Annotated in this window: 17 protein-coding genes; 13 read left to right on the top strand and 4 right to left on the bottom strand. The window is 49.5% G+C overall.

Annotated elements, in window-relative coordinates; all coding sequences use genetic code 11:
* Positions 1-30 precede the first annotated feature (30 nt).
* Entirely contained in the window at positions 31-1,326 is a 1,296-nt protein-coding gene (locus MHM89_RS17160) for an ATP-binding protein (RefSeq protein WP_138507924.1), read from the bottom strand.
* 5 nt (positions 1,327-1,331) lie between these two features.
* A complete protein-coding gene (locus tag MHM89_RS17155) occupies positions 1,332-2,729 on the bottom strand; it encodes a sigma-54 dependent transcriptional regulator (RefSeq protein ID WP_239409341.1) in 1,398 nt (465 codons plus the stop codon).
* Positions 2,730-2,948: 219 nt separating this feature from the next.
* Here MHM89_RS17155 and MHM89_RS17150 point away from each other — a divergent pair, with 219 nt between their 5' ends.
* The 5 genes from MHM89_RS17150 (at position 2,949) to MHM89_RS17130 (ending at position 10,310) form a co-directional block, all read left to right on the top strand.
* Positions 2,949-4,202 (top strand): efflux RND transporter periplasmic adaptor subunit, encoded by a 1,254-nt coding sequence (locus MHM89_RS17150; protein WP_239409340.1) that lies wholly within the window; start codon positions 2,949-2,951, stop codon positions 4,200-4,202.
* A 10-nt stretch (positions 4,203-4,212) separates the two neighbouring features.
* A complete protein-coding gene (locus MHM89_RS17145) occupies positions 4,213-4,920 on the top strand; it encodes an ABC transporter ATP-binding protein (protein ID WP_022944901.1) in 708 nt (235 codons plus the stop codon).
* Between the two features lie 2 nt (positions 4,921-4,922).
* Positions 4,923-7,316 carry an FtsX-like permease family protein gene (locus MHM89_RS17140; protein WP_045979453.1) on the top strand — a complete coding sequence of 798 codons (2,394 nt, stop codon included), beginning with the start codon at positions 4,923-4,925 and terminating at the stop codon, positions 7,314-7,316.
* A gap of 169 nt (positions 7,317-7,485) precedes the next feature.
* The gene (locus MHM89_RS17135; protein WP_239409339.1) at positions 7,486-9,891 is read left to right on the top strand and encodes an ABC transporter permease; all 2,406 of its coding nucleotides are present in this window, start codon (positions 7,486-7,488) and stop codon (positions 9,889-9,891) included.
* A 98-nt stretch (positions 9,892-9,989) separates the two neighbouring features.
* Positions 9,990-10,310 (top strand): DUF6482 family protein, encoded by a 321-nt coding sequence (locus MHM89_RS17130; RefSeq protein WP_138507928.1) that lies wholly within the window; start codon positions 9,990-9,992, stop codon positions 10,308-10,310.
* A gap of 5 nt (positions 10,311-10,315) precedes the next feature.
* Here MHM89_RS17130 and MHM89_RS17125 read toward each other — a convergent pair whose 3' ends face one another.
* Both MHM89_RS17125 and MHM89_RS17120 read right to left on the bottom strand, forming a co-directional pair.
* The gene (locus tag MHM89_RS17125; RefSeq protein WP_239409338.1) at positions 10,316-10,810 is read right to left on the bottom strand and encodes a DUF6436 domain-containing protein; all 495 of its coding nucleotides are present in this window, start codon (positions 10,808-10,810) and stop codon (positions 10,316-10,318) included.
* Positions 10,811-10,820: 10 nt separating this feature from the next.
* Positions 10,821-12,293 carry a methyl-accepting chemotaxis protein gene (locus tag MHM89_RS17120; protein ID WP_235420029.1) on the bottom strand — a complete coding sequence of 491 codons (1,473 nt, stop codon included), beginning with the start codon at positions 12,291-12,293 and terminating at the stop codon, positions 10,821-10,823.
* A gap of 241 nt (positions 12,294-12,534) precedes the next feature.
* Between MHM89_RS17120 and MHM89_RS17115 the strand changes: the two genes are divergently transcribed.
* The 8 genes from MHM89_RS17115 (at position 12,535) to MHM89_RS17080 (ending at position 23,846) form a co-directional block, all read left to right on the top strand.
* Complete coding sequence (locus MHM89_RS17115) at positions 12,535-13,299, top strand: DeoR family transcriptional regulator (RefSeq protein WP_022944907.1); 765 nt, start codon at positions 12,535-12,537, stop codon at positions 13,297-13,299.
* A gap of 63 nt (positions 13,300-13,362) precedes the next feature.
* A complete protein-coding gene (gene glmS / locus MHM89_RS17110) occupies positions 13,363-15,183 on the top strand; it encodes a glutamine--fructose-6-phosphate transaminase (isomerizing) (protein ID WP_022944908.1) in 1,821 nt (606 codons plus the stop codon).
* Positions 15,184-15,387: 204 nt separating this feature from the next.
* Positions 15,388-16,077, top strand: a complete 690-nt coding sequence (locus tag MHM89_RS17105) for a hypothetical protein (protein WP_239409337.1) — start codon at positions 15,388-15,390, stop codon at positions 16,075-16,077.
* A 104-nt stretch (positions 16,078-16,181) separates the two neighbouring features.
* Positions 16,182-17,012, top strand: a complete 831-nt coding sequence (locus MHM89_RS17100; protein ID WP_239409336.1) for a TnsA endonuclease C-terminal domain-containing protein — start codon at positions 16,182-16,184, stop codon at positions 17,010-17,012.
* Positions 16,996-19,077, top strand: a complete 2,082-nt coding sequence (locus MHM89_RS17095; protein WP_239409335.1) for a Mu transposase C-terminal domain-containing protein — start codon at positions 16,996-16,998, stop codon at positions 19,075-19,077. The genes MHM89_RS17100 and MHM89_RS17095 overlap by 17 nt, the downstream gene beginning before the upstream one ends.
* Positions 19,077-20,732 (top strand): AAA family ATPase, encoded by a 1,656-nt coding sequence (locus tag MHM89_RS17090; protein WP_239409334.1) that lies wholly within the window; start codon positions 19,077-19,079, stop codon positions 20,730-20,732. The genes MHM89_RS17095 and MHM89_RS17090 overlap by 1 nt, the downstream gene beginning before the upstream one ends.
* Position 20,733: 1 nt before the next feature.
* Positions 20,734-22,242 carry a TnsD family Tn7-like transposition protein gene (locus MHM89_RS17085; protein WP_239409333.1) on the top strand — a complete coding sequence of 503 codons (1,509 nt, stop codon included), beginning with the start codon at positions 20,734-20,736 and terminating at the stop codon, positions 22,240-22,242.
* Entirely contained in the window at positions 22,239-23,846 is a 1,608-nt protein-coding gene (locus MHM89_RS17080) for a Tn7-like element transposition protein TnsE (RefSeq protein WP_239409332.1), read from the top strand. Before MHM89_RS17085 ends, MHM89_RS17080 begins: the two co-directional genes overlap by 4 nt.
* Positions 23,847-23,893 lie beyond the last annotated feature (47 nt).

Below are 23,893 nucleotides of genomic sequence, written 5' to 3'. Positions count from 1 at the left end.
TGCTAACTGCGCCCTCAGAGCCCATTGGCGTTAGCCAAAGACGCAGCGTAAACATGCCCCTTGGGGTTGTTCATGGTAGGTTAGGTCGCCACCATGGCTAACCATAATTTGTTTGCTTAGCGCTAAACCTATCCCTGAACCTTGCTGTTTAGTGGTGAAAAAAGGCACAAACATCATTTCTTGAGCTTGTTTACTGATGCCACCACCGGTATCACACACGGCAATGTATAACTGCCCTTGGCTATTTTTATCAACAACCATAGACAAGGTTTTGTCCGCACAGTTCACACTCATCGCTTCTATGGCATTTTTGATCAGGTTAATTAATACCTGCTCAATTTGCTGGGCATCACACATCACTAAAGTGTCGCTGTGGGTTTGTAGCTTTAGAGCAATATGCTGCTGCTCCAAGTCTGTTTTGAATAGGGCACAACAACGTGTTACCACATCTGCAAGAGATTGCGCCTTGAGATCTGGCTTGGGCAGATTACTGATGGATCGAAAACGTGCGATAAAGGCGCTTAACCCTTCAGTGCGGCTATGCAGGGTTTGTAAGGCGAGTGCTAAGTCTTCTTTATCTTCGCTATCGGTAAAACTCAGTCCTTGTGGCAACAGACCGGTGCAGGTGTGTGCCAATGATGACAGCGGGGTAATCGAGTTGGCAATTTCGTGCGTGAGAACGCGCGTTAAGCGCTTATAGGCTTGTTGTTCTTTCAGTAGTAATTGCTCATGAATCGACTGCAAAGTGACAATTTTTAGCTCTTGCCCTTGGATGGTGGCCAAGCTTATTTGTATAGACAAGGTGTCCTGCTGTTCTCCTCGCTGCCATAGAGCGGTTGATTGACACTGACTTTGTGCTTCACTAATAAACTCACCGAGCTGCGCTAACGATTGCAGGTCTTTCACGGGAGCCCCGAGCAGCCTAGCGACAGCCGGGTTTTGCTCAATAATATTGCCCTGCGCATCGAACACTAACACCGCCATATCGATATGGATTAGCAGGGTTTGCATAAACTGGGCTTGTTGCTCCGCAGCCAACCGGGCTTGCAAGATTTGCTCTTTTACTTCGTTATACTGTACCCGCATAGGATGGTTGCGAGGCAACCCTAGGCTACTATCCCCGTTAGCCAGGGCTTTAAGTGCTAATTGCGCTTGGCGGCTTTGGCGTTTAAACAGCACTAAAATACTGCAAATGCAGGCCAGTGCGACCAATACCATGCCTGTGGTTAGCGCCGGTAATTGTAAGCTGTACCAACTATATTGGGCGCCTAATGCCGTGAGTATAACGCCAGCTAACAATAACGACAGTTTTGTATTTGCAGACATCAGTGTTAAAGCCCATATTTTTCTAAGCGTCGATACATGGCACCACGAGTCAGCCCTAATGCTTTAGCGGCGTGGCTCACATTACCTTGGAAGTGAGTGAGTGCAGCGCGAATTGCGCGATGTTCCAGCTCTTCTAGGTTGAAGGTATCGTACTGCTCACCTTGCTGTGGTGCTGCGCTACCGGTGGTCGCCGGTGCGCTAATAACTGAGCCAATATCTAGCTCAGTGCCGGTAGAGAGGATCACCGCTCGTTCTATTGCATGCGCTAATTCGCGTACATTGCCTGGCCATTGATAGCTACTTAACGCCTGCATGCTGGAATTGCTAACGCTAAGTTCGCGTTTGTATTTTTGGCCAAAATGGTTGAGGTAGTAGTCAACCAGTAAAGGAATGTCCTGATGACGCTCGCGCAGCGGCGGTAGGGCGATTTCCACGGTATTGATTCGATACAGTAAATCTTGACGAAAACGGCCTTCGCTGACTGCCTCATGTAAATTATCATTGGTGGCGCTGATTAAACGAATATCGACATCGATGGTTTTGCTGCCACCAATGGGCGTGATTTGCCGATTTTGCAATGCTGCCAACAGCTTCACTTGTTGCTCCAGCGGCAAATTGCCCAGTTCATCCAAGAATAAACTGCCACCGCCAGCGAGTTCGAAGCGGCCAACGCGGTCTTCTTTGGCATCAGTGAAAGCGCCTTTTTTATGGCCAAATAATTCGCTCTCCATCAGTGATGCGCTCATGGCTCCCATATCAACGCTAATAAAAGGGCCGCTATGACGTAGGCTTTGCTGGTGGATAGCATGGGCAGTGAGCTCTTTACCGGTACCACTTTCACCGGTGATAAGAATATTGGCGTCGGTTTGGGCTGCTCGTTCGATGGTATCGAATACTTTTAACATCGCATCGCTTTGCCCTAAAAAGGCAAATTTATTGCTATTTAATGCATCGTTTAAGCCTTGGGTTTGGCGCTTGAGCTGACCCACTTGGCGCTTATCTTTGGCGTGGCTAAACGCAGCAGCGACACTGGCTAACAGCTGGTCGTTTTGCCATGGCTTGGCGATAAAATCTGCGGCACCAGCCTTTATTGCATCTACAGCCAGTTGAATGTCGCTGTACGCGGTCATAAGCAGCACCACAATCGTGGGGTCTTGCGCGGCGATTTTTTTTAGCCAGTAGAATCCCTCTTGGCCACTGATGGAGTCTTGGGTAAAGTTCATATCCAATAAAATCACATCAATGGGCTGGTCAGCCTGCTGTTGCTCGTTAACGATTCCCTCTATATCAAAGGGATTATCTGTGGTTTTAACGCTTTGATAATGCTGTTTAAGTAATAAACGTGCGGCGATAAGAATATCGGGGTTGTCATCAACCACTAGTATAGAGCCTGCCTGTTTCATATCCCTGCCTTGGCTTTTTCTTTTTAGCCTACCCCAGTTATTCATTCCCTGTCCACAAATGGGCACTGTAAAGAATTGAGGTGTTCTATAAGCGGACACCTTATTGCTCAGAATAATCTCGATTTCAAACTAAGTAAGTGAAATTTATGGAATTTAAATTTTGGCACGGAGCTTGATAGTTACCCCTTATATAGCGAACACATATATTGGGTGACTGAGATGGATAGAAAAATAGAATCATCAGGCTTAAAAAAGCACGCGAAGAAAGTCGCAATGTCGGTTATTGCTCTCAGTGTTGCGGCCGCTGCTTACGGGTTTAGTCAAAGCTCTTCACAAGGTCGTAGCCAAACGGTTAATGCCAGTAATTTAACGGTAAGCACCGTGAACCAAGGCGAATTTGTCGATGCACTAAGTTTACGCGGACAAGTAGTACCAAAAACCACCATCTACCTCGACACTATTGCCGGTGGGCAGGTGGAAGAGCGTCTTGTAGAGCAGGGTGAATTTGTTAAAAAAGGTCAGCCTCTGGTGCGTTTAAGTAACACCAATTTGCAACTTGATGTAATGAGCCGGGAAGCACAAGTTACTGAGCAACTTAACTTTCTGCGTAACACCCAGATGAATATGGAGACCAGCCGCTTAAACTTACGTCGAGATTTATTAGAAATTGAACTGAAAATCACTCATCTAACTCGCCGCCTTAAGCAAACTGCGCCCTTGGTAGAAAAAGGCATGCTTTCTCAAGAGCAGCTCTCTGAGATAAAAGAAGACTTAGCTTATTATCAAGCGCGTAAAGAGCTCACCATTGAGCGTCAACAGCAAGAGAAAAGCATTCGTGAAGTGCAGTTGGCACAGCTACAAGATAGTGCTGAAATGCTCGAGAAAAACCTTCAGTTTGCGCGCCGCAACCTCGATAACTTGCTGATCACTGCCCCTGTGGACGGGTATTTGAGTGAGTTGGATGTTGAAATTGGCGCATCAAAGAGTCGTGGCGCGCGTTTAGGTCAGATTGATATACCCAACGAGTACAAGCTAGTGATCCGCTTAGACGAGTTTTATCTCAGCCAAGTACGCTCTGGTATGGAGGTCATTATTGAACTTGAACAAGGGGATGTCAGCGCCACAGTCACCAAAATAGACAGTCGCGTGCAGCAATCACAATTTCAAATTGAAGTCGAACTGCCAGAGCAAGCGAGCAACATCAAGCGGGGACAGAGCTTGGATGTCGAGCTCATGCTTGGCGGTAGTCAAGATAATGCGCTGTTGTTGTCGCGAGGTGCATTCTTTAGCAGTTCAGGCGGTAACTGGGTGTATGTCATGAATGATGATAACAGTGGCGCCGTTCGCCGCGACATCCGCCTAGGTCGAAAAAACCAAGATTATTACGAAGTGCTCAGCGGTCTTGAGCCCGGTGACAAAGTGATCACCTCAAGCTACAGCAACTTCGATAAAGCACAACAATTACAATTTTAAAGGAACAATGATGATCAAGCTAACTAACTTATCGCGCGTATTTCGTACTCAAGACGTTGAAACAACTGCACTTAACGATATAAACCTCAGCGTTAAAGAGGGTGATTTCTTGGCCATTATGGGCCCTTCAGGGTGTGGTAAATCTACCTTGTTATCTATCCTTGGCATGCTTGATTCGCCAACTAGCGGACAGTTTGAGTTTCTGGGTGAGGACATTGCTGGCTACAACGAAAAGCAATTAGCGCAGCTGAGAAAAGCCAGCATTGGTTTTGTGTTCCAAAGTTTTAACCTTATTGATGAGCTCACCGTGTATGAAAACGTTGAGCTGCCGCTGCAATATCAAAAAATAGATAAAGCTGAGCGCAAGCAACGTGTTGAAGCTATTTTAAAGCGCGTTGGCATCGATCACCGTGGCGACCACTTACCGCAACAGCTTTCCGGTGGTCAGCAGCAGCGCGTCGCCGTCGCGCGAGCACTGGTAATTAATCCTAAGCTGATCCTCGCCGATGAGCCCACCGGTAATTTGGACTCTAAAAACGGGGATGAAGTCATGACCATGCTGCGTGAACTTAATCGCGAGGGCACCACAGTGATCATGGTGACGCACTCAGAGAAAGAAGGGAACTATGCCGACCGCCTAGTTCGCCTGCTTGATGGCCAAATCATGGTGGATAAAGCCAATGCCGCTAATCCTGCGGTTAATACAGAGGTGGCATAGCCATGATCTTAAGTTACATAATTACAGCGCTGCGTGCTTTTAAGCTACAAAAGCAGCACTTCGCGCTCAACGTGTTTGGTTTGAGCGTGGGCTTAGCCGCAGCTATTTTGGTGGCGCTTTTTGCCGTCAATGAGCTTTCCTATGACGCGCAGCAGCCTGACGCTGAGCGGGTTTATCGCGTGGGCCAAGACTTTAGCAAACTTGGCTTGGCGGTGATCCCTATCTCTAACTACACGCAGGCAAAAAATGCGCAAAGTTACAGTCAAATCGAGGATGTGTTTGCTCTAACTTTGTCAGAACAAACTCAGGCCACCCCTGCCAATGTGACCTATCGCTCTCAAGGTTATAAGTTGGATGGCTTGTTTGGCGCCACCGCTAATATTGAGCGTTTTATTGCCTTGCGCACCTTAGATGGTTCATTAAGTCAGGCGTTGAGTACGCCAAATGGCTTGGCATTGAGCGAATCCGAGGCACTGCGTATCTTCGGGAAGGTGAATGCAGTGGGTGAAACCTTGGTGCACGAGCATGGCCAGTACACCGTGCGAGCCGTGTTCGCCGATTTGGCCGACAATACCCATTTTGCCTTTAAGTCCCTAGCCTACTTTGAACATAACCCGGAAAACCTGCGTGCCAACCACAGCTATGTGTATTTAAAGCTGGCTCCTAACACCGACACCCAGGCTCTGGCGAAAACGCTCACAGAGCAGTACTTCGCTAATGATGAAAGCTATCAGGTGAGTATTGAGTTACACCCACTGCGTGATCTGCATTTAACCGCTAAATCACCGTTTGAAATGAAAACGGGGGGTGCCAAACAGGTGGTAGTGATTTGTGCCGGGCTGAGTGTATTGCTGATACTTATCGCTGGCTTTAACTTCATTAACATGACCGTGGCGCAATCGGCTAAACGCGCCAAAGAAGTGGGTGTGCGCAAGGCCCTAGGTGCAAGTAAAGCTCAGCTTGTGACGCAGTTCTTATCAGAGTCGGTGTTGGTATCATTGCTGTCTATGGTGCTCGCATGCATTGCCGTTGAGCTTATTCTCCCTAGTTTTAATGCCTTGGTAGATAGAGAACTGGTGGTTAACTACGCCTCTATGTTTAGCGTTGTGGTGCTTGCGGTGGCCGTAGCGGTGGGCTTACTTGCAGGGCTGTATCCTGCCTTCTTTATTTCGTCATTTAGCGCGAAACGGGTGTTAAGTGGCGATTTACAGCGAGGTAATACAGCAATATTTGTTCGTAAGAGCTTACTTACCTTGCAGGCCTCGTTATCTATAGCTTTAATTATCGCCACTGTGACTTTGCAGCAGCAATTAGCCTACTTACAAAGCTTACCTTTGGGGTATGAAACGCAACAGCGCTTAGTTATCTCTGAGTTGCCGCGCAAAATGGTGCTGACCAAAGAGCCCAGTGCCTTAGTTAAAAATCTCGCTGCAATTGAAGGCGTAAACAATGTCAGTGTGGTGGATACTCAGCTCACTGTCTCAATCAACAATACCGTGGCACCGGTGTGGCCTAATGGTGAGAGCACCGAAGGCTTAACGCCAATTATAGGTACCGATTTTAATGTTGTGGAAACATTAGGTCTTAAGCTCGTTGCCGGTCGTGGCTTTAGCGCCGAGTATGCTGGTGATTGGGCGCAGCGAATTAACGGTACCACTCAGGTTGGCACCTTGGTAACCGAATCTATTGCTAAGCAAGCGGGGTATTCACAGCCGAGTGAGATGGTGGGTAAAACCATCACCACTCAAGGGCAAGGGATGGCAATGCGAGTGGTCGGCGTGGTAGCCGATGTAAAAGTGGGCAATGCCCAAGATGCAAACTCGAACATCATGTTCCTATGTGGGCTGAGTTATGGCCCTGTGGCTGAGGTGATAATGAATATCGATCAGCAAAACTTGCCATACATTCAGCAGCAAGTAACAACGGTATTAGCCAATCATGCCAAGATTTATGAGCCTAAAATCAGTTTACTCTCAGAGGACTATAAAAACTTACTGCGTGGCGATGAGCGCGTGTCGCAAGTGGTGTTTATATTCACTGCGTTGGCCGTGTTCTTAACCTGCTTAGGCACCTTTGGTTTAGCGTCATTCGCGACTATTCGCCGACAAAAGGAAATTGCTGTACGCAAAGTTCTTGGCGCCTCCCGAACCAGTATTATCAACATTTTAGCTAAAGAATTCTTACTGCTAGTGGCGCTGAGCATTGCCATAGCCTATCCAGTGACCTACTGGTTGGTGGGTGACTGGTTAGCAAACTTCAACGACCGTATTGAGCAGGCTATCTGGGTGTATGGCATCGCCGCTCTCGCTGTTGCCGGTATTACCTGGCTGACGGTTGCGGGGCTAGCCTTTAAAGCGGCCAGTACGCGCCCTTCATTAACACTGAGATACGAATAGGGTGTAGGCGGCGCCATTAGGGCGTCGCCGCAAAAAATCACAATGATAAAAAACATATGCAATATGCCGACGAACAACAATAACGACTTCGAAGTGGCGAACAATAGCGCGCGAAGCAGACAGATATTGGCATTACTCAGCTTGTATATACATCAGCAGGAGTGCACCTATGCTCACTAGTTACTTATCGGCTGCGCTACGCGCATTCGTAACCCATAAACAACATTTTCTATTAAACGTATTTGGCTTGGCGGTGGGCTTGGCTGCGGCTATTTTAATGGCACTGTTTGCCCGTTTTGAGGCCAGTGTCGACGCGCATCAGCCCCACTTTGAGCACACTTATCGGTTATCGCAACACTTTCGTGAAATGGGAGTGAATGCGCCGATTACTAATTACTACGCAGCGCAAGAGGTGGCAAAAAATGGTGCGGTAGAGGATATCTTTGCCTTGAAAATGCACCCTCGGCTATCTGGGGATTTTAGTGCTCATGGCAACTATTACAAAATGAAAGATTTATTTGCCACAGGCACCAATATCACCGACTTTGTTGCGCTCGATGTGCTTTTTGGTGATTTGCAGCGCACGCTGAGCGCACCGAACAGAATCGCGTTGAGCGAACATGAAGCCATACGTATTTTTGGCCAGGCTAATGCTATTGGTGAGACCTTAAGCAAAGGGCAAACGACCTACACAGTTACCGCCGTATTCGCCGATTTGCAAGATAATACCCACTTTGCTTTTTCCGGGTTAGTGGCAATGCAGGACGAAAATCCTAATTACCAGCTCAATAACTTTTATGTGTATGTACGCTTTGCTGCCGACGCTGATATCAAAGCCGAGCAAGCACGTTTTGCCGAGGCTTACCCTGAACTTGTTTATCCAGATCAGCCGCTCGGTTTCGTGACCTTATCCTTTGAGCACCTACCTAGCATTCACCTGCATTCCGATAGCCGTTACGAACTTAAAGAAAATGGCTCGTACACCGTGGTGTTGATCAGCTTTTCGCTGAGTATTCTATTAATCGTGTTGGCGGCTTTTAACTTCATTAATATGAGCATCGCGCAGTCGGCTAAACGAGCCAAAGAGGTGGGTGTACGTAAGGCGCTGGGGGCGAGCAAGGCGCAAATTATTAATCAATTCCTAGTGGAATCCTTATTGGTAACCAGTGTGGCAGCGGTGCTTGCGTGCGCGTTATTGGAATTAGCATTACCAGCGTTTAACCAATTGGTAGGACGCACTTTGGTGATCAACTATTTTTCAGAGTTTGGCATTATTTTAGTCGCGGTCGTGGTATCGGTGGGCGTGTTAGCTGGCGCGTACCCCGCATTTTTTATGTCAGCGTTTAGTGCGAAACGCGTGCTCAGCGGTGATATTCAGCGTGGTCGTACTGCTATTTTGGTGCGCAAGTTGTTGCTGACTTTGCAAGCCTCTTTATCTATTGCCCTGATCATCGGTGCATTCTCCTTGCATCAGCAACTTAGTCACTTGCAATCGCTGGCCGTTGGCTATGAAAAACAATACCGTTTAGAAGTGGATGATATCCCGGCTAGGCAATTGTACTTCAAGCACAACAATGTCTTGAGTCAGCGCATCAATGCTGTACCAGGGGTGATCTCTAGCAGCATTACCGATGCCTCTTTTACCTCGTCATTCAACACTAGCTTTACTGTGACTTCGGATAACGGTGAGTTAAATGATGCTGTGATCCCTTTTATTGGCGTGGGCTTTAATATTGCTGAAACCGCTGGGCTAGAGGTTATCGCTGGGCGCGATCTGAGCGCCGATTATGGCAGTGATTGGCATAGCTTAGGCGACGATGGCAACGGTCGGGCTGGGGTGCTGGTATCGCAATCATTCGTTAAAGTGGCGGGTTATGACAGTGCTGAGCAAGCCATTGGCAAAGAGCTTTACAGCAGCTCCGGAGACAACCAGGAAGTGCTCAAAATTGTGGGCGTGATCAATGATGTCACCATTGGTTCAGCGCGTGAGGCTTCGGCATCGCCTTTAATCTTGGTGTGCGGCTTTAGCTGGGCCAACGAGGGCAAGTTGATTATTAACTTTGAGCCGAGCCAGCTTAACGCGGTAAAAACGCAGGTGCAGCAGATCGTCAGTGACCAGTTAAATGTGCACAATGCTGATATTGAGCTGGTAGCAGATAACTACCGCGCGTTATATAAAAACGATGAACGTGTTTCCACCTTAGTTGCCATCTTCTGTATTTTGGCAATCTTATTAACCTGCTTAGGTACCTTTGGATTAGCTGCATTCTCTACCTTACGCCGTCAAAAAGAAGTGGCTGTGCGCAAAGTGCTCGGTGCATCTAGGTTAAGTATCGTTAACTTGCTCGCCAAAGAGTTCCTACTGCTGGTGGCCATAAGTACTGCCATTGCCTTTCCATTAACCTACTGGTTAGTGGGTGACTGGCTGGCCAACTTTAACGAGCGTATTGATCAGGCTATATGGTTTTACGTTGTCGCCGCCGCTTTGGTAGCTATGATCACCTGGTTAACTGTGGCTAGCCTCGCCTATAGAGCGGCTAGCACCCGGCCTTCGCTAACGCTGCGCTATGAATAATTAACCCAACCCTACTCAAAGCGCACGAAAGTGCGCTTTTTTTAATCCATTCCCGCTGTTGCTGCGTTTAACAGTTAATAGAGTGAGGAGTGCAACCTATGCAAGCAAATCAACTTAAAGCCGCGTTAGCCGATAGCCAATATCGCGCCATTATCCTTAGTTACGCCGATGCTAATCATTATTTAGCCGGAGCCCTTGATACCGACGGTAATTATCATATTCTGAGTGATAACAACGACGCATTGAAACCCTTTAATTCTTTGCGTGAAGCCGAGTGTGCGCTGGTTGAACTCGGCGCGACTCAAGCATTATTGAAAATGCAGTCTGCGTATGAAGAAATAGGACCCAGTGATTTTTGTGGTGATGGTATCAGCAATATGGAAATTCGTCAGCTCAAGCGAGCCGGCTCAACGGTGTAGCGCTGCTACACACGGCAGTAGCAACCAGACACCTTGCTTACTAGCATCGAGCTGTGAAAGCCATTTTCGTAGTTGCTTATAACGGTATCAATAATGCCATCTTCGATGGCGCACCCGAGCCCCACAGAGAGGGGGCCAGCGTAAAGCACACTGCCCTGCGCTAACATAATGGCGGCGGGCACAGCAGGCAGTAGGCCTGTGGGCAGTGATGATGCATCGACCTGGCGAACCTTTATTCCTGCTCGGCGAGCATCAGCGATGACCTTACTTTGGTGAGGCGCAGCGACTCGTTGGCAACGACATTGCTCGTTGCCCACCAATAGCAAGGTGGTGCTGTGCTTTTCACTATCAATATCCGCCAATACCGGCAGTAACGAGCGTTGCCACTGTGGCTGCTGCAACATGTTGCTTGGATCAAATACAGTGGCCCGTTTGTCGGCCACAAACCATAAAGCGACTGCACTGCACAGCAGCCATAGGCCGCTGATAACCAACTTCAATATTTGTTTGTTAGCGCTGGACAAAACGAGATACCTGAGCCTTCAAACCATCTAAAGCATTGAGCATGTTCGCCACCTGCTCATCAAGCTGATGGATGTTGATGCTGTCTTTTTCTGATAGTTCGCGTACATGAACACTTTGCTGGGCTATTTGCTGAGTATTGCTGGCTTGCTGCAAAACAATTTCTTTAACATTATCAGAATCATCCTTAATCACTATCATGGTTTGTTCCACCGCTGAGATAGCCTCCAGGACTGAGGAACTCAGTTGCTCGACAATATTCACTTTATCAATGCAGTGCCCCATGGAGGTGGTCGACTTATCGCTGTTAGCGACCAGCTCTTTAAGCGTATGCGCTATTTTGTCGGTGGCTTGCTTTGAGGTATTGGCAAGCGATCTTACTTCATCGGCGACTACCGCGAAGCCTCGGCCTTGTTCGCCCGCCCGGGCTGCCTCTATAGCGGCATTCAATGCTAATAGATTGGTTTGCTCGGCAATGGCATTTATGTCATTGAGCAGGTTAGAGATAAGCGCACAGCTAGACTCCAAATCCTTTAACTGCTGCTGCGTGGTGTCGAGCATTTGCGCTAAAGCATGGCTTTGTGCATCGGTCTCATGGACTTCTTTCATGGCACCTTGCAGTTGCGTTGAGATCATCGCGTATTGGTCGGCCACGTGCTCGCTTTGGCTTTGAACTTGGCTAAAGCCATCACTCACTTGCTCTCCTGCTTGAGAAATCAGGTTATTTTGCGTTTGCTTATGTTCGGCGTTTTGGGTGAGTAATTGTTGTAGCTCAGCCACCTTGGTGGCGCCTTGAATAAGCGCTTGCTGCTCTTTATGGACCGAATCAACAACGCTACTGAGTTGATCGAGTAGGGTATTGAATTGTGCCAGTGCATTGCTACCTTTTGCATCAACACGCACAGAAAGGTCTAGCTTCATTGGGTCGCGGGCTATCTTCTCTATGGCAGACTCCAGCGCTTTTCCACCTTGATATTCCTGATACAACATGTGTGCGATATAAGCAGCAATGAGTGCTTCTGCTGTGGCGTATACAGCGTGGATAAGCACGGTACTAAAGGCGAGTCTTTGTGGGTCGAATACGTAAACGCCCACATCGCCCGTTTGCATAAAGTAAAAACTGATGTGATGCGCAGCGACTAATAAAAGTGCGGTGATAAAAATGCGCCAGTTTTTAAAAATGACCAAAATCGCCATAAAGATAAAAATCTCAAAATGCACTTCAATCAGGCCGTAGGCTTGGTGAATATGCAAAAATGAGAACATCATCAATGCGGCAGCACTCACATGATGTGTCAGCCGGCTCTGCGGGGCACTTTTAAGCAGGTATATGGGTAAAGAAGCGATAATAAAGCTGATGACTAAGCCTTGCCCGATATTGTCGTAATACAGACCCAGTGCGAGTGACTCAACGGTGAGAATAATAAACAGCGATATGAACAATGATGAGGATTTAACCAAGTTGAATTTCCTTTATTAAACACTCCGTTGTTTTAGGCTAGGCGCTGGCGAGAGCAAGCGCAAATTAAGTAATGAAATTATTACGTTGCTCGTATCAGTGTTGATCACTCACTGATTGTGCTTAAGCCGTAATTAAGCGTTTTGCGACTATTTTTGTGCGCATACCATTTGTGCATTGAGCTTGACATAAAGTTTCGACTATAATGGTTCATCTTTCGAATCGAAACTTAAGTGTAACTGAATGACTAAGCGCAATACCCAGCAACGCCGCCATACTATTCTTAGCCAAGTTAATGAAGTGGGTGAAGTCTCAGTAGAGGCGTTAGCGGAGCAGCTGCAAACATCAGAAGTTACGATTCGAAAGGATTTAGCAACACTTGAAAAAAACGGCCTCTTGCTACGCCGATACGGTGGCGCGATTGCCTTACCCAATGAAATCGTTGCCAGTGAAGAGCCGCAAGATTCAGCCCGTAAACGCGCTATTGCCAAGGCAGCCGCTCAGCTTATTAAAGATCATCACCGCATTATTATCGATAGCGGGCGCACCACCGCCGCCTTGATCCCTGAACTGGCGAGCAAACGAGGCCTAGTGGTGATGACCAATGCCATTAATGTTGCTAATCGTTTGCTGGCCTTAGAGAACGAGCCGACCTTATTGATGACCGGTGGCACCTGGGATCCACATTCAGAGTCTTTTCAAGGGCAAGTAGCAGAGCAGGTATTGCGCTCATATGATTTCGACACTTTATTTATCGGTGCTGATGGCATCGATGTTTCCCGTGGAACCACTACTTTCAACGAACTTATCGGCCTAAGCCAAGTGATGGCTGAAGCGGCCCGTGAAGTGGTGGTGATGGTGGAGTCTGACAAGATAGGCCGCCGTATCCCAAATTTAGAACTGCCTTGGCACAAGGTCAGCACTTTGATCACCGACAACACCTTGGCTGCAGACTTGCGCCAAGAGATCAGCGCGCATGGCGTACATTTAATTTGTGCCAAGGTATAAACACATAACCCGACCGACAACATCGGGCTTTTTAACAACACATACTGTGCAAATGGAGAATCTATGTGTGGAATAGTAGGGGCTGTCGCCGAACGCCCTGTGAACCGAATTTTAATTGAGGGCCTTAAGCGCCTTGAGTACCGTGGCTACGATTCAGCAGGCGTAGCGCTATCGCAACAAAGCACCTTAAATTGCGTTAAAGCTGTAGGTAAGGTGGCGGCGTTGGAAAGTGCGCTCAATGAAGCCAATGTTTCTGGCACAACGGGCATTGCCCACACTCGCTGGGCAACCCATGGTGGCGTTACCGAAGCCAATGCCCACCCGCATGTCTCTAACAGTGAATTAGCACTGGTTCATAACGGCATTATCGAAAACCATGCCAGTTTGCGCGAAGCGTTGCAAGGCGATGGCTACGAGTTTGTATCGCAAACGGATACCGAAGTTATGGTGCACCTTATCCATCAATTGCGCCAACAGCACAACTCCTTGCTCAGTGCCGTACAAGCGGCGGTGAAGCAACTAGAAGGTGCCTATGGCACGGTGGTATTTGATAAAGCCAACGATAATGAAGTGATTGTTGCGCGCTCAGGAAGCCCGCTGGTTATCGGCTTAGGACTCGGCGAGAACTTTATTGCCTCCGATCAGCTCGCACTATTACCTGTAACTCGCAGCTTTATCTTCCTAGAAGAGGGCGATGTGGCACGTATTACCCGCGATAGCGTGGAAATTTTCGATAGCAACGGCCACAGTGTTGAGCGTGAAGTGGTGGAGTCTAACATTACTCAAGACGCCTCTGGCAAGGGCGACTATCGCCATTATATGCTGAAGGAAATTTACGAGCAGCCATTGGCAGTGCGTAATACCTTGGATGGTCGTTTACACGATGAGCGCGTCAGTGTTGATGCCTTTGGTGAGGGCGCAACGCAAATTTTTAAAGACGTAAAACACGTGCAAATTATCGCCTGTGGGACCTCCTATCACTCGGGAATGGTCGCGCGTTACTGGCTAGAGCAGTTTGCCGGCGTCAGCTGTAATGTCGAAATTGCCTCAGAATTCCGCTATCGCGAGTCGTTCGTGCACGAAAATAGCCTATTAGTAACGATTTCTCAATCGGGTGAAACGGCTGATACCTTGGCTGCCTTGCGTTTGGCTAAAGAGCAAGGGTACATGGCGTCAATGACCATTTGTAACGTGCCGGGCTCATCGCTGGTACGCGAGTCTGATTTAGCCTTTATGACCAAAGCAGGGGCTGAAATCGGCGTCGCTTCAACTAAAGCCTTTACCACACAATTGGTTGGCTTATTGATGCTAACGGCGTCTATCGCCCAAGAAAAAGGCCTTAATCAACGTGCTATTGTAAGTGCAATTAAGACCTTACCTAACAAGCTTGAAGAAGCGTTGACCCTGGCCGAGGGCATTGAGGAGTTAGCGGAAGAGTTCGCCGATAAACACCACTCGTTATTCCTAGGCCGTGGCTCGCAGTATCCTATTGCTATGGAAGGGGCATTGAAACTCAAAGAAATCTCTTACATTCACGCCGAAGCCTATGCTGCGGGTGAGCTCAAACATGGCCCATTAGCCTTGATTGACGCCGATATGCCGATCATCGTTGTGGCGCCGAATAACGAGTTGCTCGAAAAGCTGAAATCGAATGTAGAGGAAGTGCGTGCCCGTGGCGGTATCATTTACGTGTTTGCTGATAAAGATTCCCACTTTGCATCGGACGAGACCATGCGCGTAATCAATGTAAATCATGTGGAAAACATCATTGCCCCAGTGGTTTATACCATTCCACTGCAATTGCTTTCGTACTACGTTGCGGTTATCAAAGGCACCGACGTTGACCAGCCCCGAAACCTAGCCAAATCGGTAACGGTGGAATAAGAAGAAATTGAAAAAGGCGCGAAAGTGTCGGAGAGGAATAAAGTTTCATACTAAGTATTAAAGAATCATACTGTGTAATATAGTTTCATACCGATATTGAGCGAGAGGCCGGCATTGTTGCCGGCTTTTCTTTATTTTTGATTAGAGGTAGAGTCGTATCAACACAATCCCATGTTCATAGGGATTTTAAATAAAAGGTGAAGTATGGAAGCTGGCGACGAAAATTTTGACTGGGAAACATTCGATGAAGAAATGGAAGCGGACTTACGTGAAATTGAAGTTTTAGAACAGCAGATAGAAGAAGGGTTTGAGTGGGTCGATGTTTTTGTTGATTTAGAAGAAAAGTTAAATAAATTTAACTCAAATATGGAATCTATATATCAAGGAATAGTCTCTTTAAATGACAAAAATAAGCCAAGCGGTGCTTTCTTAAATGGAATGCTCCTTGTAGGTATTGTTTCTGCTTATGAGAGCTTTGTGCATGACTTATTCGACGGTTGCTGTAGAAAAAAAAGTTATATATCACGGGCTGTTTCTAACGTAGATAAGCTTACAGAAAAGGATCGCGTTCACCTTCGATTGAAGAAAAATAACACCGAAGAATACTTAGCCAAGTGCTTGAAGAAAGCCACTTTGCATGATCCGGTACAAATAGCGCGTATATCACTAGCATTGTTCGATCTAAAAATGCCTATTCTTAGGTTTGATCATACCGAGAAGTTGTTAGAAGAAAGAAATGTGTTTACTCACCATGGTGGATATTTAAACGGACAGCCGATTGATATGAAATTAGGGTATGTTTTAAATGTTTATAAGGTGATTTACCAACTAATCAATGGTTACATAGATGCGATAAAAGGTCATGTGGATTTGTGTCTGGGTGAATTGACATAGCAATTAGTTCTTTAGGTTGAACCTATAGGTGTGTTAAGTAATAAAGTTGCATACCGATACCGCTCTGACTATGATGAAAATTCAATCGGTTAGAGCGTTTTTTTATGGCTTCGAGAAAGAAGGGGTTTACCGAGGCCCAGTTTGCGAAATGGATTAAAGAGGGGCGCGGCAGCGGCGAGCAAGCCGACTACAAGCCCTGGCTGACCGTGCGGGATCTTCCGTCGCTCGGGCGCATCCACCGGGTGTTCGGCCACAAATCGAGGCGTACACACCATCTGCTGTCCGATCTTGAGCTGGCTGCCTTCCTGCTGTTGGAATGGCACAGTGAAGTCACCCAAATCCGTGAACAGTTTTCTTTGGAGCGGGATACTACCCGTCGGCTGGCGGTCGAAGCAGGAATCAAGCATTCCAATATCGCAGGCGTCGACCAGTATATGTCGTCCGATTTTCTGGTCGACACCACCGACGAACAAGAACCCAGATTCGTATGGCAGGCCAAGTATGCTTCGGCACTCGGCGATGCCCGCACGGTCGAAAAGCTGGAAGTCGAGCGAAGATACTGGGCGGAGAAAGAGTATCCCTGGTATTTGGTTACCGAACGGGAAATCCCCGATGTCGTTTTCAAGAACATCAAATGGCTCTATCCGGCGCAGCGCGACGACGAAGAGGACATGGAACTGGCGCTGCAGCAGATCGAGTTCTACGCCCACCACTTCGAAAAAAATCCGAACAAAACGCTCATCGCCATATGCAAGGAGCTGGACGCGGCCTACGACCTGCCGCTCGGCGAATCCCTCTACGAGGTCAGGAAGCTGTTGGCCAAACGCTACTTTACCTTCGATATTTTCATTCCCAGCACCAAGCTCAAGGCGAAGGATTTGCAGGCCGGAGATCTGGGCTTTATCCGGGAGGTGTATCTTGTTTCGAATCAATGAGGTTTTGAAATATGGCGAGAGCCGCTATCGGGTGCTGCAGTTGCTCGGCGAGTACCTGGTGTGGATCGATATCGACGACGATTCGGCTTTTCCCGAGCTTGCAGCGACGGCCGAGTTGGTCGACGCCGTCGACCAGGAAACCCTGAGCCGCATAGACGACCCTTACCGGGAGCTTGCCTTTGAATCGCCATTGGAAGGTACGACCGCCAGAACCAAGCGGGATACCAATTTTGCTCTGATCAAACCTTTGCTCGATCTGCCCGACTTCTACGAGCCGAAAAGTCGAGGAGCTGCCATCAAAGAGATTCTCGAAACGCAGGGTTCTACCAAACAGACTTTGTATCGCTTGGCTCGGCGCTACTGGCAAAGGGGCCAGACTGCCAACGCCCTGCTACCAGACTATAAGAACTCCGGTGGCAAGGGTAAAAAAAGAATCGCTACAGATAAGAAGCTCGGGCGCCCGCGCAAGTACACGCCGGGCGTCGGGGCCATCATCGACGAATCCGTCGAGCGCCTGTTCCGAATCGCCATCGACCGCTATCTGCTGAAGGACAAGGGGCACTCGTTTCCCTATGCCCATCGCCGTTTCGTCACCCTGTATCGAAACTACTTTCCGGATACGCCGGAAGAGGAATTACCCAGCAACTGGCAGATGATGCACTTCTACAAGCGCGAGTACGGCCAAGTCGAAGTATTGAAAAAGCGGGTATCGAGCAACGAATACAATAAGGACATCAGGCCGCTTCACAGTACCGCCAATACCCAGGTGCTAGGGCCCGGCAGCCGTTACGAGATAGACGCCACCATCGCCGATATCTACCTGGTGTCGGACAGCGAACGCGGCAATATAGTCGGCAGGCCCGTGGTGTACATGGTATTAGACGTGTTCAGCCGCATGGTGGTCGGTTTCTACATAGGTTTTGAAAATCCCTCCTATGCGGCGGCGATGCAGGCCCTGTATATGGCCGTAACCGACAAGACCGATTATTGCCGGGCGCTGGGTTTTGACATCGAAACCCAAGACTGGCCGAGCGTGGGCTTGCCCGACGCCATTCTGGCCGACAGGGGCGAACTCCTTGGCCACCAGATAGAAAACCTGGAAAGCACTTTCTCGGTCCGGATCGAAAATGCCGCGCCCTACCGTGGCGATGCCAAAGGCATAGTCGAGCGCAACTTCAAAACCATTCAGGCGACCTTTACGCCCTTCGCGCCCGGGTTCGTTACCGGCAACAAGGTGAAAAAGCGCGGTGGCAAGGACTATCGCCTGGATGCCAAACTTATGGTAAGAGAGTTCGCCCAGATCATCTTGTCGTCTGTGCTGTACCACAACCAGCATGCCGTGCTTGAGAAGTACGACAGGGATGCGGATATGCCCACCGACCTGCCGATGACGCCAATTCATTTGTGGAACTGGGGCCTGCAGCACAGAACCGGCCGATTGCATCAACAGGATCCGGACGCGGTCCATATCGCCCTGTTGCCGAGGCAGAAGGCGACTCTGTCGGAGCTCGGAGTCTGCCTGTTCGGACTCTACTACACCTCGTCTGAGATCCTGCAGCAGGGCTGGACGCATCGCGGCCGAGACGTGAAGCGTCCGGCAAGTCTCGAGGCCGCCTACGATCCGTTGGTTGCAGATCGCATCTATCTGTTTCCCGAAAAGGGCAGCAACAGGTATTGGGTTTGCAATCTGGCCGACCGCTCGAGAGAGTTCCGCGGAGCTTCGTTCTGGGACGTCTGGCAGCTGCGCGACGAGCAGAAGAAAACCACGGGCAAGGCCCGAATAGCGTCGGGAAGCAAAAAGCGCGAGCACGAGGAATTCGTTATCGAGAAGATTGCCCAGGCGGAAAAGAAAACGCCGGATACTTCCGGGTTCACCGATGCCGAACGGATCCGGGCCATCAACGACAACAAGCGAGCGGAAAAGGCCAAAGAACGGGCCGAGAAGGCGCGGCGTCCAGAGCCGGACGACAATAGCACGCCTGCGGATGTCGTTCATTTGTCGGAACAGGATCCCGATCTCGACTATCCGGATTATATCGACGAGCTGTTCGGGGAGGACGACTGATGCCGTTGCCAGAAAACTTCGTCGATGCGATATACACGGATCCTGGTGTTGCTCGATACAGAGACAACCCGCTTATCGAGGCTCTGCCGCCCATCATGGACCTGCAGGACCTCAAGGTTAAGCTGACCGGCAAGGTCGACTTCGATCCCAAGGATTGCTTCGAAAAAGGCCATCTTCGAGCCCACCAGATAAGCGCATTGCTCGACGACTTTTTCCAGCCGCTGTCCATCCATAAGCAGCTGGAAGAGAAAATATCCATCATGATCCGCGGCGGCTACGTGGGCCGCAATATTGCGGACGGCTCGCTGAACAAGAAGATGCAGGAAGGTTATCGGAAGATCAAGGAGGGAGTGGCCAGCGATTTCCGCTTTTCTCAATCCAACTCTACCGCAAGAAGCCTGTCGTTGATCGGCTGCTCCGGCAGCGGGAAAAGTACGACCCTCAATCGGATTCTGGCAACCTACCCGGAGGCTATCTATCACCCGAAATACAACTTCATTCAGTTACCCTACCTGAGGATCGAGTGCCCTTCCAACGGCTCGTTGAAAAGCCTATGCCTCAATTTTTTCCGCGAGGTCGACCGTACGCTCAATACAAATTATGAGGAAAAATATGCCCGTAAGCGTCACGGACCAGAGGTGTTACTATCCCTGATGGGTCAGGTTGCAACTCAGCGGGCCATAGGCGTACTGGTGATCGACGAGATACAGCGCCTGACGATCAAAAAGAACATAACCAAGGAGCAGATGCTGGAGTTTTTCGTCGCCCTGGTGAACGTGGTCGGCGTTCCCGTGGTGATAGCCGGTACCCCCAAGGCCAGGCCCATGTTTGAAATGGAACTGCAATCAGGAAGGCGCAGCGCCGGGTTTGGCTCTCTGTTCTGGGAGCCGATGAAGACCGGACCGCGTGCAATCGACGTAAAAACGGGCAAGCCGAAAAGAACCGAATGGCGGGCGTTTACCGATAAGCTGTGGCAATACCAATGGCTGACCAAGCGTGACGAGATACTGAGCGAGGAGATCCGCGATTGCTGGTTCGATCTTTCCCAGGGCGTGCTCGATATCGTGGTCAAGCTGTTCGTACTCGCCCAAATGCGGGCCATATCGACCGGGTTGGAACGGATCACCGTCAAGTTGTTGCGTACCGTGTACGAGCAGGAGCTCAAACCGGTGCACCCCATGCTGGATGCGTTGCGTAGCGGTGATCCCCAGCTGATCACTAAGTATTCGGACCTGCGCATGCCCGATTTGGACAAACGCCTTCTCGAACTGCAGAAGCTAATCGAAGAACGGCAGACGGAAAAGCAGGACGAACCTACGTTCGGCAGCAATGAAAAGGCGCGCAAGCTGTATATGATGCTGCAGGCGATGGGTTGCGAGTCCGATTTGTTGAAGCCGTTGGTAGAACACGTCTTCAAGCAATATCCCAGCCTTTCCATGCCCGAGTTGAGCAAGATCGTATTGGAGTGGTATTCCGAGCCTTCGGAACCGAAAAAGCCCAAGGCAGAGAAGGTGAAACCAAGCGACTGGCATACTTTGCCGTCCGACGATTTGAGATTCAAATTCTCCCAGGCGGAAAAGGGCCGTTTATATGACGACTTGAAGCCGGGACAAGAGCTGTTCGACGTACTCGGCTGGCTGAAGAACGCGGGCTGACATGCTTGGCTTTCCCCTGCCATATCGCGATGAACTGCTCTACAGCACGATAGCGAGGCACGGGATACATAGCGGCATCGTTTCGCCGAAGGAGCTGCTTTCGGAGGTGTTCGGCGACAGAAAGATTTTGGCCACATCCGATCTTCCGTCCCACCTCAAGCGCATCGCTGCGCTTTACCCTGAAAAAATCGGGATCACGCCGGAAAGCCTACTCTATCGGAATACCCTCTTTCCCTTGTATGCGCCTTTTGTGGGCGAAGCGCGTCGGCTTGCACTTATTCGAGAGCTTACCGCAAACGGAAAAAGCTCGGTGCACCTGACGTCCGGTGCAGCGGCTTCGCGCATCAAACAGCCGATGTATCTCAGGTATTGCCCCGAGTGCATTCGCGAGCAGTTGAACGAACATGGCGAATGCTATTGGCGACGCGACTGGCAGGTTGCCGGGGCAGAAAGCTGTCCGGTTCACGGAAGTTTGGTCGATTCGAAAATACGCCGTCACAATGCGCACAGGCACCAGTTTCAAGCAGCGGATCTGGAGGTATGTCCATTGCTTGAGCAGCAACCGGGAGAGCGGCAGAGCGACTTGTTGGCGCAAAGCATCGGCGAGCTGCTGAACCTGGAGCCGAGACTTACGCCCGAGTTTTCCCAATGGACCCTTTGGTATGCCAATCTGGCGGCCGAAAACGGCTTCAATCGCGGTACTCAGGTACGCCATGACCTCGTCCGCGACAAAGTCGTGGGGTTTTGGGGGGCCGACTGGCTTTCCCGCTACGGACTCTTGCCCTACGACACAGAAACCAATTGGCTCAAGAGCATGTTTCGCAAACACCGCAAGGCGTTCAGCTATCTTGAACATCTGGTGGTGCTTCATGCCTTTATGGAGCCCGGGTGGAAGCTGGCCGACATTGTCGATGTGGTTTCGCGGCTCGAACTGAGTCAGAAAACCCCTACCAAGGAGCTGAAAGGAACGGGTGAAAGCGAGCTGAGCAAATATCGCAGCAAGTGGTTAGCAGCGGTGAAAGAGCACGGCACCAAGCTGGCTCGTCTGAACGGATTCGGCGATGTATATGCCTGGCTGTATCGCCGCGACAGACAATGGCTGATGGAAACAAACAGAAGCCATAAGGCGCCGGAGCCTAAACAGCAGGTCAAAGTCGACTGGCATCGGCGGGATATGGATACGCTCAAAACTCTGATCACACTGCGCAATGTAAGCGAGTTGCGGCTGGATGATCTCCGGCGCTCAAGGAACTGGTATTTGAACCGGTTGGAGCATAAGGCCCCGATAGAGAAGCATTTGGATCTACTACCTTTGTGCAGTTTGTTTTTTGATCGCTACTGTGAAAATATATTTGAATATCAAATAAGAAGAATGACCCGCACTGCCATACGGATAACGCGGGACGGCGAACCATTGAAGCGTTGGCAGGTGCTGAGGTGGTCCGGGTTGAGCGAAGAACGCCTTACCGAACCGGCCAGCCGTTTTCTCAAGGAGGTTTTAGGGATTTGAACGGAAGTACCCAACTCAAAGGATTCAAAGACGATACCTGGATCAACGGCATCGGCAGCCTCTATCGCAAAAAGGGCGCTATCAAGTGGGGCATCAATCTCAGTATTCATCCCAAAGGGGATAATGGAAAGGATTCAACCACCCTGTCGAATGCACCTGTCCTGGTGCGGAAACGGAAAATAAACCCGACATACGACTACTACTTCAAGGAGTCTTCGGAAAAGAGCTTTGCCATATCAACGACTCGCGAATGGTCCGTTGATCGGATCGGCAACTGCCCTGCCCGAGACAGGCTTGCAAAGAACGAAGCAGGAGAATATTGCTTCGTGTTTTCTCTGGCCGACGGCACCACGGTTTATCTTCCCCAGTTCGAGCTGGCGCGAATGCTTTTCTTTAAAAATGCCTACCTGGTTAGAACGGCCCTGGAGCACGACCTGCTGAACATCGAATACAGCCCAGAGTACGACGAAGAAAACGATAGAACCATCGTTAATGTATTGGATAGCTTCTCAGGCGACAAAGAACTTTTTAGCGACTATGGCTTTCGAAGGCTGTTCGCCTGGATATTGATGGATTCCGAGGCCAGGCGTTCCTACGACAGCATAGGCGCCTACCAGCTCAACCACGGATACGATGTGGGACAGTACAGGCGCTGGAGCTTTCAATTCGACCCTCCTGCATTGGAGGATGCAAGAATGAAGGTTAAGGGGTATCTTGATAAAGACAGCCGAACCATGCTCGTTCACGAAATCATAGGATTAAGATATATTCCTATGAATGTTCCCGAGCGCGTAGCCTTCTACCATCCCAGTTTCTATACCCAGGAAAGCGGCAACGGCCAAGGAAGCGGTTCGGGTGCAAACCGGCCGCCCGGACACAAGGTGGACGATGCTTCCGAGGGGAGCCGGGAAAACAAACCGGTTGTGCTGGAAGGGTATGCAACGGAATTCGAATTCGACCGCGCTATAGAGACGTCCAAGATCTGCGAAAAGAAAAAGCCGACCGGTCGGGGCCGCAAGGACGATGAAGAACCGGGCGAAGCCTCCAGCGATGTTAGTACCGAAGAGCAAGGGCCCGGCGGTGATCTGCCGAGTGCCGATTGGGACAACATGAACGACCAAACCGACGACGCCCACCTGTATCTGAACAAATTCACCAGCTACTTCAAAATGCTCGAACTGCTTGAGAAAGAGTATGATTGCCAGGTTGTCATATACCAGCTCAGGAAACTGCCGATCGTTGGCAAATGCCAAAAGCATTTGGTGGAACCGGATAAAGAACCCAGGTGCATGTCCGTAGCCCATGTAACTGCCGGCACTACCGGGTACTACCTGCTGGAAGTCGACACCTCGGATGCTGCCAAGGCCCTGTCGACCAGAGTGATCCGCGCCAGCGCGATCGGCGACCTCGAGCCTCACCTATACGAGATCGAAAAACAGCTCCTAAAAGCATCTCTGTCTTGGCCGAAAGAGCACTTGGACAAGCTTATAGGCGCGGAAAAACACTTTTGGGTGCCGCATCAGAAGTCGAAGAAAGGTGGGGCGTTAACTACTGAGGATATTGGGAAATGGACTCAAAGAATGAGTGAGCGGCTAAAATCGTAATTTAAGTGGATTTGTTTTACTCAGCCAATCGGTTGGTAATAGGGAAA

Origin of the sequence: Pseudoalteromonas sp. CNC9-20 (assembly GCF_022347875.1) — a bacterium.
Lineage (GTDB): Bacteria > Pseudomonadota > Gammaproteobacteria > Enterobacterales > Alteromonadaceae > Pseudoalteromonas > Pseudoalteromonas ruthenica.
The sequence above is the reverse complement of the archived record's forward strand: the minus strand, read 5'-3'. Positions and strand labels throughout refer to the sequence as shown.

Bases quoted from the DNA above. Each gene is read 5' to 3' on its own strand.
- MHM89_RS17160 (WP_138507924.1), bottom strand. From the start codon at position 1,326: ATGTCTGCAAATACAAAACTGTCGTTATTGTTAGCTGGCGTTATACTC.
- MHM89_RS17155 (WP_239409341.1), bottom strand. From the start codon at position 2,729: ATGAAACAGGCAGGCTCTATACTAGTGGTTGATGACAACCCCGATATT.
- MHM89_RS17150 (WP_239409340.1), top strand. From the start codon at position 2,949: ATGGATAGAAAAATAGAATCATCAGGCTTAAAAAAGCACGCGAAGAAA.
- MHM89_RS17145 (WP_022944901.1), top strand. From the start codon at position 4,213: ATGATCAAGCTAACTAACTTATCGCGCGTATTTCGTACTCAAGACGTT.
- MHM89_RS17140 (WP_045979453.1), top strand. From the start codon at position 4,923: ATGATCTTAAGTTACATAATTACAGCGCTGCGTGCTTTTAAGCTACAA.
- MHM89_RS17135 (WP_239409339.1), top strand. From the start codon at position 7,486: ATGCTCACTAGTTACTTATCGGCTGCGCTACGCGCATTCGTAACCCAT.
- MHM89_RS17130 (WP_138507928.1), top strand. From the start codon at position 9,990: ATGCAAGCAAATCAACTTAAAGCCGCGTTAGCCGATAGCCAATATCGC.
- MHM89_RS17115 (WP_022944907.1), top strand. From the start codon at position 12,535: ATGACTAAGCGCAATACCCAGCAACGCCGCCATACTATTCTTAGCCAA.
- glmS (WP_022944908.1), top strand. From the start codon at position 13,363: ATGTGTGGAATAGTAGGGGCTGTCGCCGAACGCCCTGTGAACCGAATT.
- MHM89_RS17105 (WP_239409337.1), top strand. From the start codon at position 15,388: ATGGAAGCTGGCGACGAAAATTTTGACTGGGAAACATTCGATGAAGAA.
- MHM89_RS17100 (WP_239409336.1), top strand. From the start codon at position 16,182: ATGGCTTCGAGAAAGAAGGGGTTTACCGAGGCCCAGTTTGCGAAATGG.
- MHM89_RS17090 (WP_239409334.1), top strand. From the start codon at position 19,077: ATGCCGTTGCCAGAAAACTTCGTCGATGCGATATACACGGATCCTGGT.
- MHM89_RS17085 (WP_239409333.1), top strand. From the start codon at position 20,734: ATGCTTGGCTTTCCCCTGCCATATCGCGATGAACTGCTCTACAGCACG.